This is a genomic window from Ectopseudomonas khazarica (assembly GCF_004521985.1).
Taxonomy (GTDB): Bacteria; Pseudomonadota; Gammaproteobacteria; order Pseudomonadales; family Pseudomonadaceae; genus Aquipseudomonas; species Aquipseudomonas khazarica.
In genome coordinates this window covers 125,897-140,966 of sequence record NZ_SBHZ01000010.1, presented here as the reverse complement: position 1 = coordinate 140,966, position 15,070 = coordinate 125,897, and the positions used below count along the sequence as shown (strand labels likewise).

General features: G+C 65.0%; 10 protein-coding genes. 2 read left to right on the top strand and 8 right to left on the bottom strand.

The genetic code is table 11. From position 1 onward, the window contains the following. Positions 1 to 47: 47 nt before the first annotated feature. On the bottom strand, positions 48 to 3,944 hold the full coding sequence (purL, locus tag EPK82_RS14805; RefSeq protein WP_134677051.1) for a phosphoribosylformylglycinamidine synthase: 3,897 nt from the start codon (positions 3,942 to 3,944) through the stop codon (positions 48 to 50). 167 nt (positions 3,945 to 4,111) lie between these two features. Between purL and mltF the strand changes: the two genes are divergently transcribed. Then, positions 4,112 to 5,578 carry a membrane-bound lytic murein transglycosylase MltF gene (mltF, locus tag EPK82_RS14800; RefSeq protein WP_134677050.1) on the top strand — a complete coding sequence of 489 codons (1,467 nt, stop codon included), beginning with the start codon at positions 4,112 to 4,114 and terminating at the stop codon, positions 5,576 to 5,578. A gap of 4 nt (positions 5,579 to 5,582) precedes the next feature. On the opposite strand, the gene EPK82_RS14795 is transcribed toward mltF, so the two are convergent. From EPK82_RS14795 to guaB, 7 genes are all read right to left on the bottom strand, one after another. Further along, entirely contained in the window at positions 5,583 to 6,050 is a 468-nt protein-coding gene (locus EPK82_RS14795) for a hypothetical protein (RefSeq protein ID WP_080757066.1), read from the bottom strand. Positions 6,051 to 6,071: 21 nt separating this feature from the next. Beyond that, positions 6,072 to 6,548 (bottom strand): tRNA adenosine(34) deaminase TadA, encoded by a 477-nt coding sequence (gene tadA / locus EPK82_RS14790; RefSeq protein WP_037049474.1) that lies wholly within the window; start codon positions 6,546 to 6,548, stop codon positions 6,072 to 6,074. A 56-nt stretch (positions 6,549 to 6,604) separates the two neighbouring features. Further along, entirely contained in the window at positions 6,605 to 7,978 is a 1,374-nt protein-coding gene (locus EPK82_RS14785) for a multicopper oxidase family protein (RefSeq protein WP_134677049.1), read from the bottom strand. Positions 7,979 to 8,105: 127 nt separating this feature from the next. Then, positions 8,106 to 8,870, bottom strand: a complete 765-nt coding sequence (locus EPK82_RS14780) for a DUF2182 domain-containing protein (RefSeq protein WP_134677048.1) — start codon at positions 8,868 to 8,870, stop codon at positions 8,106 to 8,108. Continuing rightward, on the bottom strand, positions 8,851 to 9,489 hold the full coding sequence (locus EPK82_RS14775) for a DUF1326 domain-containing protein (protein WP_037049487.1): 639 nt from the start codon (positions 9,487 to 9,489) through the stop codon (positions 8,851 to 8,853). The genes EPK82_RS14780 and EPK82_RS14775 overlap by 20 nt, the downstream gene beginning before the upstream one ends. A 157-nt stretch (positions 9,490 to 9,646) precedes the next feature. Further along, positions 9,647 to 11,224, bottom strand: coding sequence for a glutamine-hydrolyzing GMP synthase (gene guaA / locus EPK82_RS14770; protein ID WP_047589986.1), 1,578 nt, complete (start codon positions 11,222 to 11,224; stop codon positions 9,647 to 9,649). Positions 11,225 to 11,299: 75 nt separating this feature from the next. Next, positions 11,300 to 12,769, bottom strand: coding sequence for an IMP dehydrogenase (gene guaB / locus EPK82_RS14765; RefSeq protein ID WP_037049532.1), 1,470 nt, complete (start codon positions 12,767 to 12,769; stop codon positions 11,300 to 11,302). Between the two features lie 145 nt (positions 12,770 to 12,914). Between guaB and EPK82_RS14760 the strand changes: the two genes are divergently transcribed. Further along, entirely contained in the window at positions 12,915 to 15,032 is a 2,118-nt protein-coding gene (locus EPK82_RS14760; RefSeq protein WP_134677047.1) for a TonB-dependent siderophore receptor, read from the top strand. The last annotated feature ends 38 nt before the right edge of the window (positions 15,033 to 15,070 follow it).

Sequence of the window (15,070 nt, the reverse complement as noted above, 5' to 3'; positions counted from 1 at the left end):
TCCCAATGACGGGAGAGGGGCGACAGAGGGCCGCTAGGCGGCCGCTGTCAGTCCACCCAGACGCGGGCGTTGCGGAACATGCGCATCCAGCCGCCGTCTTCCTGCCACTCATCCGGGCGCCAGGAGTTCTGCACGGCGCGGAACACCCGCTCCGGGTGCGGCATCATGATGGTCACGCGGCCGTCACGGCTGGTCAGGCCGGTGATGCCACGCGGCGAACCGTTGGGGTTGGCCGGGTAGGCTTCGGTGACCTTGCCATGGTTGTCGACGTAACGCAGGGCCACGGTGCCGGACAGGTCCGCCTCCAGCAGCGCCTCTTCGCTTTCGAACTCGGCATGGCCCTCGCCGTGGGCGATGGCGATCGGCATGCGCGAACCGGCCATGCCCTGCAGGAAGATCGACGCCGACTCCTGCACCTGGACCATGGCCACGCGCGCCTCGAACTGCTCGGAGCGGTTGCGCACGAAGTGCGGCCAGAACTCGGTGCCCGGAATCAGCTCATGCAGGTTGCTCATCATCTGGCAGCCGTTGCACACGCCGAGGGCGAAGCTGTCGCGACGCTCGAAGAAGCCCTGGAAGGCATCGCGGGCGCGGGCATTGAACAGCACCGACTTGGCCCAGCCCTCACCGGCGCCGAGCACGTCACCGTAGGAGAAGCCACCACAGGCCACCAGGCCCTTGAACTCTTCCAGGCTGACACGACCGGCGAGGATATCGCTCATGTGCACGTCGATGGCCGAGAAACCGGCGCGGTCGAACGCGGCGGCCATTTCCACCTGGCCGTTGACGCCCTGCTCGCGCAGGATCGCCACTTGCGGACGCACGCCCTTCTTGATGTAGGGCGCGGCGATGTCCTGGTTGACGTCGAAGCCGAGCTTGACCGACAGACCGGGGTTGTCTTCTTCCAGCAGCAGGTCGAATTCCTGGTCGGCACCCTGGGCGTTGTCGCGCAGGCGCTGGATGCGATAGCTGGTTTCCGCCCACTGACGTTGCAGCAGACGACGCTCGCCGGCGAACACCGACTCGCCGTTGAAGCTGATGTTGACGTCGCCGTTGTTCACCGCCTGGCCGATCACCGCCACGCAGTCATCCAGGCCTGCGGCGCTGAACTGCGCCAGCACTTCCGGAGTGGCGTCCTGGCGCACCTGGATCACCGCGCCCAGCTCTTCGTTGAACAGCACGGCCGGCAGCTCGGAGGCATCGTCCGCCAGTGCATCGAGGTTCAGCGACAGCCCGCAATGACCGGCGAAGGCCATTTCCAGCACGGTGGTCAGCAGGCCGCCGTCGGAGCGATCGTGATAGGCCAGCAGGTGGCCGTCGGCGTTCAGGCCCTGGATCACGGCGAAGAAGGCCTTGAGGTCTTCGGCGTCGTCGAGGTCCGGTGCCTGCTGGCCGATCTGCGCATAGACCTGCGCCAGGATCGACGCGCCCATGCGGTTCTGGCCACGGCCCAGATCGATCAGGATCAGATCGGTTTCGCCCTTGTCCATGCGCAGTTGCGGGGTCAGGGTCTGGCGGATGTCCTGCACCGGCGCGAAGCCGGAGATGACCAGCGACAGCGGCGCGGTGACGCTCTTGTCGACGCCCTCGTCCTGCCAGCGGGTCTTCATCGACATGGAGTCCTTGCCCACCGGGATGGTGATACCCAGTGCCGGGCACAGCTCCATGCCGACGGCCTTGACGGTGTCGTACAGACGCGCGTCTTCGCCCGGGTGGCCGGCTGCGGCCATCCAGTTGGCCGACAGCTTGATGTCGGACAGCTTGCCGATTCGCGCAGCCGCCAGGTTGGTGATGGTTTCACCGACTGCCATGCGCCCGGAAGCCGGGGCATCGAGCAGAGCCAGCGGCGTGCGCTCGCCCATCGCCATGGCTTCACCGGTGTAGACGTCGAAGCTGGTGGCGGTGACGGCGCAATCGGCCACCGGCACCTGCCACGGGCCGACCATCTGGTCGCGCGCGACGAGGCCGGTGATGCTGCGGTCGCCGATGGTGATCAGGAAGCTCTTGCTGGCCACGGCCGGGTGGCGCAGCACGCGCTCGATGGCATCATCGATGGCCACTGCGCTGGCGGCGAAGTCGTCGCCCTGCTCGGCTTCACGCTGCACGCTGCGGTGCATGCGCGGCGGCTTGCCCAGCAGCACTTCCAGCGGCATGTCCACCGGGGTGTTGCTGAAATGGCTGTCGGTCACGGTCAGGTGCGGTTCGGCCGTGGCCTCGCCGACCACGGCGAACGGGCAGCGCTCACGCTCGCAGATGGCCTGGAAGCGCTCGAAGTCGGCAGCATCCACGCTCATCACGTAGCGTTCCTGCGACTCGTTGCACCAGATCTCGTGCGGGGCCATGCCCGGCTCGTCGTTGGGCACCTTGCGCAGCTCGAAGCGACCGCCACGGCCGCCATCGTTGATCAGTTCCGGCAGGGCGTTGGAGATACCACCGGCGCCGACGTCGTGGATGAACTTGATCGGGTTGGCTTCGCCCAGCTGCCAGCAGCGGTCGATGACCTCCTGGCAGCGGCGTTCCATTTCCGGGTTCTCGCGCTGCACCGAGGCGAAGTCCAGGTCGGCCGAGCTGGCGCCGGTGGCCATCGACGACGCGGCGCCGCCGCCCAGACCGATGAGCATGGCCGGGCCACCGAGCACGATCAGCTTGGCGCCGACCGAGATCTCGCCCTTCTGCACGTGGTTCTCACGGATGTTGCCCAGGCCGCCAGCGAGCATGATCGGCTTGTGGTAGCCGCGCACTTCCTCGCCACGCGGGCTGCCGACCGACTGCTCGAAGGTACGGAAGTAGCCATTGAGCGCCGGACGGCCAAATTCGTTGTTGAACGCGGCGCCGCCGAGCGGGCCTTCGATCATGATGTCCAGCGCGCTGACGATGCGCTCGGGCTTGCCGTACGGCTTTTCCCAGGGCTGGAGGAAATCGGGGATGTTCAGGTTGGACACCGAGAAACCGGTCAGGCCCGCCTTGGGCTTGGCGCCACGACCGGTCGCGCCTTCGTCGCGGATCTCGCCACCGGAGCCGGTGGAGGCGCCAGGGAACGGCGCGATGGCGGTCGGGTGGTTGTGCGTCTCCACCTTCATCAGGATGTGCACCGGCTCCTGCACCGCGCCGTACTGGCGGCTTTCCGGGTTGGGGAAGAAGCGCCCGGCACTGAAGCCTTCGATGACCGAGGCGTTGTCCTTGTAGGCGGACAGCACGCCGTCGCTGTGCATCTGGTAGGTGTTCTTGATCATGCCGAACAGCGACTTGTCCTGGCTCTCGCCGTCGATGTCCCAGCTGGCATTGAAGATCTTGTGGCGGCAGTGCTCGGAGTTGGCCTGGGCGAACATCATCAGTTCGATGTCGTGCGGGTTGCGCCCCAGGTCATTGAAGCTCTTGACCAGGTAGTCGATCTCGTCCTCGGCCAGTGCCAGACCGAGGTCCTGGTTGGCCTGCTCCAGCGCTGCACGGCCACCACCGAGGATGTCCACGGCGGTCAGCGGCTTGGGCTGGGCATGGCTGAACAGTGCCGCAGCGTCCTCGAGGGTGCTCAGCACCAGCTGGGTCATGCGGTCATGCAGCAGCGCGGCGACGGCAGAGCTGTCGGCCTCGCTCAGTTCACCGCTGACGTAATAGGCGATGCCGCGCTCCAGGCGCTGGATCTTGGCCAGGCCACAGTTGCGGGCGATATCGCTGGCCTTGCTCGACCAGGGCGAGATGGTGCCGAAACGCGGAATGGTCAGGAACAGCTTGCCACTGGGTTCCTGCACAGCGACGCTCGGGCCGTACTTGAGCAGGCGCGCCAGCACCTGCTCTTCATCGGTGTTGAGTACGCCGGTGACATCGGCGAAATGCGCGAACTCGGCGTACAGCCCGGTCACGGCCGGCACCTTGCTGGTCAGTTGCTCGAGCAATTTGCCATGGCGGAAAGCGGAAAGGGCGGGAGCGCCGCGCAGGATCAACATCGTCGGTACAGCCTCTGGAGAAGGGGTGTGCTTAGAGGCCGTGCATTCTAGCCTAAAGCCGCGTTCACAGCACCCGTGCCGGGCGCTTTCGAGACGGGCGATCGCTAGCAGAGAAGCGCGTCGCTGTCGAGATATGGCAGCGACGATGCTTTGCGTATACTGCGCCGATGTTTGCACGACCTGCGATACGCATGCGTTGCGCCACAGGGCTGTTGGCGATTGGAACCCTCCTGATGCTCACTGGCTGTGGCGAAGAACCCAAGCCCAGCGTACTTGAGCAGGTAAAGGCGGAGGGTGAGCTGCGCGTGGTCACTCGTAACAGTCCCGCCACCTACTTCCAGGACCGCAACGGCGCTACCGGCTTCGAGTACGAACTGGCCAAGCGTTTCGCCGCCGACCTCGGCCTCGAACTGAAGATCGAGACGGCAGACAATCTCGACAGCCTGTTCTCCAGCCTCGCCCGCCCCGACGGCCCGGTGATGGCGGCAGCCGGCCTGGTGGATACGCCGCAGCGTCAGCGCCAGGCACGCTTCTCCATCCCTTATCTGGAAGTCACGCCGCAGGTCATCTACCGCAACGGCGAGTCTCGCCCGACCAAGCCGGAAGACCTGGTCGGCAAGCGCATTCTGGTGCTGGCCGGCAGCAGCCATGCCGAGCAGCTGGAAGCCCTGAAACAGCAGCTCCCCGAACTCAAGTTCGAAGTCTCCGACGCGGTCGAGGTGGTCGACCTGCTGCGCATGGTCGACGAAGGGCAGATCGACCTGACCCTGGTCGACTCCAACGAGCTGGCGATGAACCAGGTGTATTTCCCCAACGTACGCGTCGCGTTCGACCTGGACGACACCAACACCATGCGCTGGGCCGTGGCCGCCGGTGACGACGAGAGCCTGCTGCTGGAGATCGACGCCTTCCTCGAGCGCGCCCAGGCCAACGGCACCCTGCAGCGCCTGAAGGAACGCTACTATGGCCACGTCGACGTGCTCGGCTACGTGGGCGCCTACACCTTCGCCCAGCACCTGCAGAAACGCCTGCCGCGCTACGAGAAGATGTTCCGCCAGGCCGGCCAGGCCAACCAGATCGACTGGCGCCTGCTGGCCGCGATGGGCTACCAGGAATCGCTGTGGCAACCCAATGCCACCTCCAAGACCGGCGTGCGCGGCCTGATGATGCTCACCCAGCGCACCGCGCAGTCGGTAGGCGTCTCCAACCGGCTCGACCCCAAGCAGAGCATCGATGGCGGCGCCCGCTACTTCATCCAGGTTCATCAGCAACTGCCGGAAGGCATCGCCGAGCCGGACCGCACCTGGTTCGCCCTGGCAGCCTACAACGTCGGCGGCGGTCACCTGGAAGATGCGCGCAAGCTGACCGAAGCCGAAGGCCTGGACCCGAACAAGTGGGCCGACGTGCAGAAGATCCTGCCGCGCCTGGCGCAGAAGCAGTGGTACAGCAAGACCCGCTACGGCTATGCCCGTGGCGGTGAGCCGGTGCACTTCGTGCGCAACATCCGCCGCTACTACGACATCCTCACCTGGGTAACCCAGCCGCAGCTGGAAGGCACGCAGGTCGCCGAGAGCGGCGTCCATGTGCCGGGCATCGACAAACGCAAGCCCGAAGAAGAAACCCCGCCGCTGTAAGCCCTTACAGCAGGTTCTGGTTGCCCACCGAGCAGCGACTGATCGCTCGCTGCGCCTGTGACAACCCCTTCAGACGCGTGGCGCACTGAGCCTGACTCGACATGCGCTCGACCTGCAGATTGGCCTGCTCGTCGATGCTGATCAGGTAGGGCTGGTTGTAGCGCGCCCGGTCGTTCCAGCCACTGAAGCGCTGGGCACTGAACACGCAACGGTAATCCAGGTGGCCGGTGAAGCCCTGGAAACGGTCGCGCATGAAGATGTGGTGATAACGCTGCCAGTCGCGGTCACGCTGACCGACTCGCACGGCCTCCTGGCAGTCCTCGAGCGTGGTGATCTGCGGCTCGTGCAGGAAGATGCTCTGCGCCAGATTGGAGCCGCCCAGCTGCACCGTGGCCAGCAGGTACACCTCCTGTTCCTCGGCCGCCACCGGCAACGCCAACAGTGCCAGCAGCCCCAATATCCCTTTGTTCATGATGATGTCCTGTGACGATGCTCAGCCACGCCGAGCCTTGAAGAATTGTTTCAGCAGCGCCCCGCTCTCGTCGGCCAGCAGACCGCCCTCAACCAGTACGCGATGGTTGAGAAAACCCTGGTCGAAGAACTGCCCCTGACTGATCGCCACCCCTGCACGCGGCTCGCTGGCGGCGAATACCACCCGCGCGATCCGGGCGTGCACGATCAGACCGGCGCACATACTGCAGGGCTCCAGCGTGACGTACAAGGTGCTGCCCGGCAGCCGATAGTTCTGCACCGACAGCGCGGCAGCGCGGATCGCCACCATCTCGGCATGGGCACTGGGGTCGTGGCGCAGGATCGGGCAGTTGTAGCCCTGCCCCACCACCTCGCCGTCCTGCACCAGCACCGCACCGACCGGCACCTCGCCCTGCTCCGCGCCCAGGCGTGCCTGGTCGAGCGCCAGGCGCATGAAGTGCTCGTCGCGCGAGCGGTCGATGATCTGCGGTCGCTTCATTGCATCAATCCGTAGGGTGGCCGGCCACCGAGGCCGGCCTGAAAACGGCGCCCACCCTACACCACTTCGATGGCCGCCATCAGCCCCGTTTCCATATGGTCGATCACATGGCAATGGAACATCCATACCCCGGGATTATCGGCGACGAAGGCGATGCGCGCCGTCTCGTTCTTGCCCAGCAGATAGGTATCGGTGAAGTACGGCACGATCTTGCGTCGGTCGGAACCCAGCACCTTGAAGGTCATGCCGTGCAGGTGGATCGGGTGCTGGTACTGCGCCATGTTGCGCAGCACGAAGATGTAGTGACCATCCTTCTTCAGCGTGGCGATGGGCCGGTCGGCACAGGTCTTGTCGTTGATGTCCCAGGCCTGGCCGTTGATCTGCCAGTACTTGTAGCGCCCGGCCGCTTCGTCGGCCGGCGATGCCAGGGCTGCCGCCCACTCGAAGTTGAAGCGCAGGGTCTCGGCACGCGCCAGGTCAGGCTCGGCGATGGGGTTGGCCGGCAACGCCGGTGGCCAGTCGCCCGCTGCCTCCGTGCTGGCGACACCCTCGAGGGTCGCCAGACGCAACGGGCCATTGCGCAGCGACAGCGTCTCGCCGGCGGCCGGCACCCTGAGCGCCAGGTCGATGCGCATGCCCGGGCCGAGCCAGTACGCCTTGCCCAATGGCCGGGGCTGCACGGGGTTGCCGTCCAGGGCATAGATACGCGCCTCGCCACCTGGCAGGTTGAGGCGGTAGGTGACGGTGTTGTCGAGGTTGATCAGGCGCAGGCGCACCACCTGCCCCGCCGGCAGTTCCAGCGTCGGGTTGGGCGTGCCGTTGATGGTCGTCAGCCGTCCACGGGTGCCTTCACGCGCCGCCTGGCGCGGCACCATGAACGGCGTGAACGCGCCCTGCTCATCGATATGCCAGGTCTTCAGGCTCAGCGTGCGCTCATGACGAAAGCCGGTCGGCTCGCGCTCCTCGACGATCAGCGGCCCGACCAGCCCGCGCCCCAGTTGCTCGGCGCTGGTGGTATGCGGGTGATACCAGAAGCTGCCCGCGTCGTGGCAGATGAAGTCGTAGTCGAAGTACTCGCCCGGCAACACCGGCGCCTGCGAGACATAGGGCACGCCATCCATTTCCAGCGGCAGCCTGATGCCATGCCAGTGGATGGTGCTCTGCTGCTCCAGCTTGTTGATGAAGCGCACCCGCAGCCGCTCGCCCTGGCGGCACCGCAGCTCCAGCCCGGGCGCCTGACCACCGTACCCCCAGGCCGGCGTCACATGCCCTGGCACCAGCTCCATATCGACCGGCGCAGCGATCAGCTCGTAATCATGGGTCGCGACGTTCTCCGGACGCCCCAGCCAATAGCGCACGCCGCCAGCGCCAAGGCCGACCACACCGAGACCGGCCAGGCCGAGCAGCACCTGTCTACGTTTCAACTTCATTCATCACCTGTGTTCGACCGAGCGGCCGTCAGCCTCGCACTCAGTGCTCGCGAGGCCAAACGAGAGAGAGTCGCATTTTAGGCGCCCTCTTCCGGCAAAGTCGAACGGCCAATCGTCGCACCGGCCTCTAGCGCAGCGTCCAGACGGCGAGACCTGCCGCGCACAGCATCAGGCTGACGCCACTGAAAAGGCGCCAGCGCGGCCCCAGTGGCAGCCATTTCTCCGCCAAGACCATGAGGGCCAGCCCGGCCATCCCCCACAGACTCATGGCGCCGACCACCAGCAACACCAGCATCAGCGCCCAGCAACAGCCAATGCAGTACAGGCCATGATGCAAGCCCAGCCCCCACGCCCCCGAGAGGCCAGCTCGCACATGATGCTGCAGGAAGTGCAACGGACTCTGGCAATGCGCCAGGCAGGTCGCCTTGGCCTGGGTCAGCTGATAGGCCCCTGCCACCAGCAACACCGATGCCCCCAACCACAGCGGCAGGCGCAATGTCATCGGCTCCAGCCAACCCAGCCGTTCGCCCAGCATCTGCAGCAGCGTCATCAGTACCGCGAACAGACTCCAGAGCACGGCATAGGCGGCGCAGAACAACAACAGCTTGAGCACGCGCAAGGGATCGCGCTGCAGACAGCGCTGATAGAGCAGGAACACCGGAAGCGCCGCAGGCAACATCATCGCCTGCATCATCACTACCCACATCAGCAAGGTCAGCGCGCCCTCACGCGACCACCAGCGGGTTGGCGGCATCTGCATGTCGCCCATGGCCGCCATCAGCGCGGCCTGCTCGACCTGCCACCACCAGGCCAGTGCGCTGATCAACAGAATCACCGCGCTGGCCAGCAGCGCACGCCGGTCCACTAGGTTGCTAGGCGTGGATGATGCCATTGGGCCCCATGTGCAGGTCATAGAGCATGGCATTGCGCCCGGCATAGTTCAGCCTGATCGCCCCGGAGCAGTTGAACGTGGCGCTGGCGCAGTCCGTCTCCGCAAACTCGAAGCCGTCGGGTAGCAACAGTCGAGCCCGGTGCACAGAACCGTCCACCGGATTGCGAATGGGCTCCGCGTATCCGTCCAGCACACCCGGCACACGGATAGTGGCCGTCAGCGCGGCACGATCCGTACTGACCTCAACCGGCACGAACTGAGGCTCATGCATGGTTTCCACAGTACTGGCAAAGATCGCGAAGAATGCAGTCGGCACCTGCTCCTGACCGCTGAGAATGGTCAGCAGTGCCTGCCGTTGCGCCGCCGTAGCGCGTTCATCGATAAACGCCTGACACTGGCCATGCCCCTCGTGCACGGCACCCGGCCAGAAGAAGGTGCAGGCCACGTTCAAACCGGCCAGCGCCACATCGCCGAAATGCCCCTCCTCGATGTGATACCCCACCGCAGCTTCACAGGTGCCGTGACTGGGCAGAGCGTTGAATTGACAAGGACATCCATAGTCGCAATTGCACAGATCCACACCAGCGCCGCGTAGGCGCCAGTCAACATGCTCGGACATGGTGATAGCCCCGCCTGAGTAGCCTTTCCATTACAAGGCTAGGCCAGCCAGGCATGGGCTCTAGACAGATTGCGCATGTCGCGATGTGCACTAATGAGGTCGGCGCATAACCCCGGATAGACGAAGGGCAGCCAATGGGCTGCCCTTCGTTACGCGCTTATTCCCACTCGATGGTCGCTGGCGGTTTGCTCGACACGTCGTAGGTGACGCGGGAGATGCCTTCGATCTCGTTGATGATGCGGCCGCTGACGGTCTCCAGCAGCTCGTAGGGCAGGTGCGCCCAGCGAGCGGTCATGAAGTCCACGGTTTCCACGGCGCGCAGGGCGACGACCCAGGCGTAGCGACGACCGTCACCGACCACGCCGACCGATTTCACCGGCTGGAACACCACGAATGCCTGGCTGGTCTTGTGGTACCAGTCGGCCTTGCGCAGCTCTTCGATGAAGATGTGGTCGGCACGACGCAGCAGGTCGGCGTACTCCTTCTTCACTTCGCCGAGGATGCGCACGCCCAGGCCCGGGCCCGGGAACGGGTGGCGGTAGACCATGTCGTAAGGCAGGCCCAGTTCCAGGCCGATCTTGCGCACTTCGTCCTTGAACAGTTCACGTAGCGGCTCGACCAGCTTGAGGTTCATTTCCTCCGGCAGGCCACCGACGTTGTGGTGGCTCTTGATCACGTGGGCCTTGCCGCTCTTGGCGCCAGCCGACTCGATCACGTCCGGGTAGATGGTGCCCTGGGCGAGGAAGCGGATGTTGTCCAGCTTGCTGGCCTCGGCATCGAACACGTCGATGAAGGTGCGGCCGATGATCTTGCGCTTCTTCTCCGGGTCGGCTTCGCCGGCAAGGTTGCCGAGGAACTGTTCTTCGGCGTTGGCGCGGATCACCTTGACGCCCATGTTCTCGGCGAACATGGCCATCACCTGGTCGCCTTCGTGCAGGCGCAGCAGGCCGTTGTCGACGAACACGCAGGTCAGCTGGTCGCCGATGGCCTTGTGCAGCAGCGCAGCGACCACCGAGGAGTCCACGCCGCCGGACAGGCCGAGCAGGACGTTGGCATCGCCAACCTGGGCGCGTACCGCAGCAACGGCGTCATCGACGATGTTGGCCGGGGTCCACAGGGCTTCGCAGCCGCTGATCTCCAGGACGAAGCGCGACAGGATGCGACCACCCTGCTTGGTATGGGTCACTTCCGGGTGGAACTGCACGCCGTAGTAGTGGCGGGCGTCGTCGCACATGGCGGCGATCGGGCAGCTCGGAGTGGCAGCCAGTACGTGGAAGCCTTCCGGCAGACGGGTGACCTTGTCACCGTGGCTCATCCACACATCCAGGCCGAGCACGCCGTCGGCGTCGACATGGTCTTCGATGCCGGTGAGCAGCTCGCTCTTGCCGACCACGTCGACACGGGCGTAGCCGAATTCACGCAGGTCGGAGCCTTCCACCTTGCCACCGAGCTGCTCGGCCATGGTCTGCATGCCGTAGCAGATGCCCAGCACCGGCACATTCAGGTCGAACACCGCCTGCGGTGCACGCGGGCTGTTGGCTTCGTGCACCGACTCCGGACCACCGGCGAGGATGATGCCGCGCGGGGCGAAGGCGCGGATGTCCTCGTCGCTCATGTCCCAGGGGTGCAGTTCGCAATAGACGCCGATCTCGCGCACGCGACGGGCGATCAGTTGGGTGTACTGGGAACCGAAGTCCAGAATCAGGATGCGGTGGGCGTGAATGTCTTGGGCCATGGCCGTCTCTCGTAGGTATTCACAAATGACACGGGGCTGATCGAACAGCCCCGTTATTCATAACATTGCAGCGGATCAACCAACCCGGTAGTTCGGGGCTTCCTTGGTGATCTGCACGTCGTGGACATGCGATTCGGCCATGCCGGCGCCCGTGATGCGCACGAACTCGGGCTTGGTGCGCATTTCCTCGACGGTGGCGCAGCCGGTGTAGCCCATGGAGGCACGCAGGCCACCCATCAGCTGGTGAACGATGGCAGCCATGGCGCCCTTGTAGGGTACGCGGCCTTCGATGCCTTCCGGCACCAGCTTCTCGGCACCGGCCGAGGAGTCCTGGAAGTAGCGGTCGCTCGAGCCTTGCGCCTGTGCCATGGCACCCAGCGAACCCATGCCACGGTAAGCCTTGTAGGAACGGCCCTGGAACAGTTCGACTTCGCCCGGTGCCTCTTCGGTACCGGCCAGCATGGAACCGATCATCACGGCGGAGGCGCCAGCGACGATGGCCTTGGACAGGTCACCGGAGAAGCGGATGCCACCATCGGCGACCAGCGGCACACCGGTGCCAGCCAGGGCGGCAGCCACATTGGCCACGGCGGAAATCTGCGGAACGCCGACACCGGCAACGATACGGGTGGTGCAGATCGAGCCTGGGCCGATACCGACCTTGACACCGTCGGCGCCCGCTTCGACCAGCGCCTTGGCAGCCGCGCCAGTGGCGATGTTGCCACCGATGACCTGGACTTCCGGGAAGTTCTGCTTGACCCAGCGCACGCGGTCGATCACGCCCTTGGAGTGACCATGAGCGGTGTCGACGATGATCACGTCCACCCCGGCGTTGACCAGTGCAGCCACGCGATCACCGGTATCGGCACCGGTGCCGACGGCAGCACCGACACGCAGACGACCCTGGTCGTCCTTGCTGGCCAGCGGGTAGGCCTTGGCCTTCTCGATGTCCTTGACGGTCATCATGCCCTTGAGGGTGAAGGCGTCGTCGACGATCAGGACCTTCTCGATGCGGTGCTTGTGCAGCAGCTCACGCACGGTTTCCTTGTCGGCGCCTTCCTTGACGGTGACCAGGCGCTCTTTCGGCGTCATCACGTCACGTACCAGGGCATCCAGGCGATTCTCGAAGCGCACGTCGCGGGAGGTGACGATACCCACCAGGTCGCCGCCGGACAGCACCGGTACGCCCGAGATGTTGTTCTGGCGGGTCAGCTCGAACAGGTCACGCACGGTGGCGTCAGCTTCGATGGTGATCGGGTCCTTGACCACGCCGGCCTCGAACTTCTTGACCTTGCGGACTTCCGCCGCCTGCTGCTCGATGGTCATGTTCTTGTGGATGATGCCGATGCCGCCTTCCTGGGCCATGGCGATGGCCAGGCGCGCTTCGGTGACGGTGTCCATGGCAGCGGACAGCAGCGGGATGTTCAGTTCGATGCCGCGGGTCAGGCGGGTCTTCAGGCTGACGTCCTTGGGCAGGACCTCGGAGTATCCGGGGATGAGCAGGACGTCGTCGAAAGTGAGTGCTTCTTGGCTGATGCGCAGCATGGGCGGGCTCCCGAGCGGGAAAATAAGAAGCGCGGCATTATACCCAGCCACCGCGATGCACTCAATGCAAAGTGTGACGCTAGGCAGCGATGGCAGAGAGATCATAAAATAATGATTCTCAAAAACATCCGCATCCGAGTAACAAATGAAACTCACCCGCCTATCCCGGTGCTGCCCGCGCGCAGCGCTGCTGAGCCTTTGCCTGCTCCCGACCTCCCAGCTGCTGGCACAGGAACTGGAACTGCCCAGCCAGGACATCGTCGCCGCCCCCGTCGTCGACGATGACGGTTACCAGGCCAGGCGCAGCAGCACGGCCAGCAAAACCTCCGTTGCACTCAAGGATGAGGCTCAATCGGTCCAGGTGGTGACACCGCAGACCATCGAAGACTTTCAGGTACGCTCGCTGGACGACGCGATGAAGTTCGTCAGCGGTGTCAGCCAGAGCAACACCCTGGGCAGCACCAAGGATGCCTTTATCAAGCGCGGCTTCGGCACCAACTCCGACGGCTCGATCCTGCGTGACGGCATCCGCTCGAACCTGTCGAAGAACTTCACCGCCACCAGCGAACGGGTGGAGGTACTCAAGGGGCCTGCCGCACTGCTCTATGGCGCGATGGACCCGGGCGGGCTGATCAACGTCATCAGCAAGCTGCCACAGTACCAGCAGCGCACGACCTTGGGCGGCTCCCTGTTCAGCGAGGGCGGCGGCTCGCTGTCGCTGGACACCACCGGCCCGCTGGGTGACAGCGGCCTGGCCTACCGCCTCATCACCGAGCGCCAGCACGAAGACTACTGGCGCAACTACGGTAGCCACGAGCAGGTGCTGATCGCCCCGTCGCTGACCTGGACCGGCGAGCGTGCCAGCCTGACGCTGGCGTACGAATACAACGATTACTCCGCTCCGTTCGACCGTGGCACCGTGTTCAGCGACGGCCACCCGGCCGCTGACGATTACGCCAAGCGCCTGGATGAGCGCTGGGCCGAAACCCGGGGCATCGCCGAGAGCGCCCGCGCGGTATTCGAGTATCAGTTGAACGACGACTGGAAGACCCGCTTCACCCACGCCTGGAACAATGACACCTACGGCCTCTCCATCGCCCAGCCGGTGGCCAACTCGCTGAACGCCACGACCGGCACCTTCAGGCGCGTCGGCAACGGCGCGCACTACGACGATGAAACCCGCTACAGCAGCCTGGACTTCATCGGCCAGCAGCGCCTGTTCGGCCAGCGGCATGACCTGCTGATCGGTGTCGAGCACGAACTCAATGACCAGTACCGCGGCAAGACCTACCGCAACCTCGCCAGCATGCGGCGCGACATCAGCATCCACGACCCGGTCTACGGCAACCTGCCCGAACCCAGCGTGGTCAGCGCCACGCAGAGCAACCGTCGCAACGAGCTGACGTCGACCTCGCTCTACCTCAAGGACAACTGGCACCTCGACGAGCGCTGGATTCTGGTACTGGGCGGCCGCTATCAGCACTACGACCAGTACATCGCCCAGGGGCTGGGCGCCAGTCGCAGCGAGCTGTACAGCAAGAATGACCAGACCCTGATTCCCTTCACCGGGCTGGTCTACAAGGCCAGCGAGGCACTCTCGCTGTATGGCAACTACAGCCGTTCGTTCGTCCCCAACACCAGCGTCACCGACAGCGGCCAGACCTTCGACCCGGAAGAAGGACGCAGCTACGAAGTGGGCGCGAAATACGACCTGCGACCGGGCCTGAGCCTGAACCTGGCGCTGTTCGACATCGTCAAGGAGAACGTCGTGGTGGGCTCCGGCGATGACATCGAAGCCGCCGGCAAGGTCGGCTCGCGCGGCGTGGAGCTGGATCTCGCCGGGCAGATCGCCGAGCGCTGGGCGCTGATCGCCACCTACGCCTACACCCACACGGAAGTTCTCGACGACCCCGCCAACGAAGGCAACCGGCTCGCCCAGGCGCCACGCCACACCGGCAGCCTCTACCTGACCCACGATCTGCCCATCGACGAACAGCTGGGCCATTGGCGCATCGGCGGCGGCGCTCGCTATGTCGGCGAACGCACCGGCGACAATGCCGACAGCTTCCGCCTCGACAGCTACACGCTGGCCGATGCGTTCATTCGCTGGGAGTATCCGTTGCTGGGCCAGCAGACCGCATTGCAGCTGAACCTGGACAACATCTTCGACAAGCACTACTACCCCTCCACCACGGGTAGCGAGCTCAACGTCAGCGTCGGCCAGCCGCGTACCGCCCGCCTCTCGGCCAGCATTACCTTCTGAGGCGATGTGCCAGCGACGACCGCCGCTGGCAGACGTCG

Excerpts from the sequence above, each read along its gene's own strand:
- tadA (WP_037049474.1), bottom strand. The coding sequence starts at position 6,548 with ATGAAGCGACCGCAGATCATCGACCGCTCGCGCGACGAGCACTTCATG.
- EPK82_RS14775 (WP_037049487.1), bottom strand. The coding sequence starts at position 9,489 with ATGTCCGAGCATGTTGACTGGCGCCTACGCGGCGCTGGTGTGGATCTG.
- EPK82_RS14760 (WP_134677047.1), top strand. The coding sequence starts at position 12,915 with ATGAAACTCACCCGCCTATCCCGGTGCTGCCCGCGCGCAGCGCTGCTG.
- EPK82_RS14795 (WP_080757066.1), bottom strand. The coding sequence starts at position 6,050 with ATGAACAAAGGGATATTGGGGCTGCTGGCACTGTTGGCGTTGCCGGTG.
- guaA (WP_047589986.1), bottom strand. The coding sequence starts at position 11,224 with ATGGCCCAAGACATTCACGCCCACCGCATCCTGATTCTGGACTTCGGT.
- guaB (WP_037049532.1), bottom strand. The coding sequence starts at position 12,769 with ATGCTGCGCATCAGCCAAGAAGCACTCACTTTCGACGACGTCCTGCTC.
- EPK82_RS14785 (WP_134677049.1), bottom strand. The coding sequence starts at position 7,978 with ATGAAGTTGAAACGTAGACAGGTGCTGCTCGGCCTGGCCGGTCTCGGT.
- EPK82_RS14780 (WP_134677048.1), bottom strand. The coding sequence starts at position 8,870 with ATGGCATCATCCACGCCTAGCAACCTAGTGGACCGGCGTGCGCTGCTG.
- mltF (WP_134677050.1), top strand. The coding sequence starts at position 4,112 with ATGTTTGCACGACCTGCGATACGCATGCGTTGCGCCACAGGGCTGTTG.
- purL (WP_134677051.1), bottom strand. The coding sequence starts at position 3,944 with ATGTTGATCCTGCGCGGCGCTCCCGCCCTTTCCGCTTTCCGCCATGGC.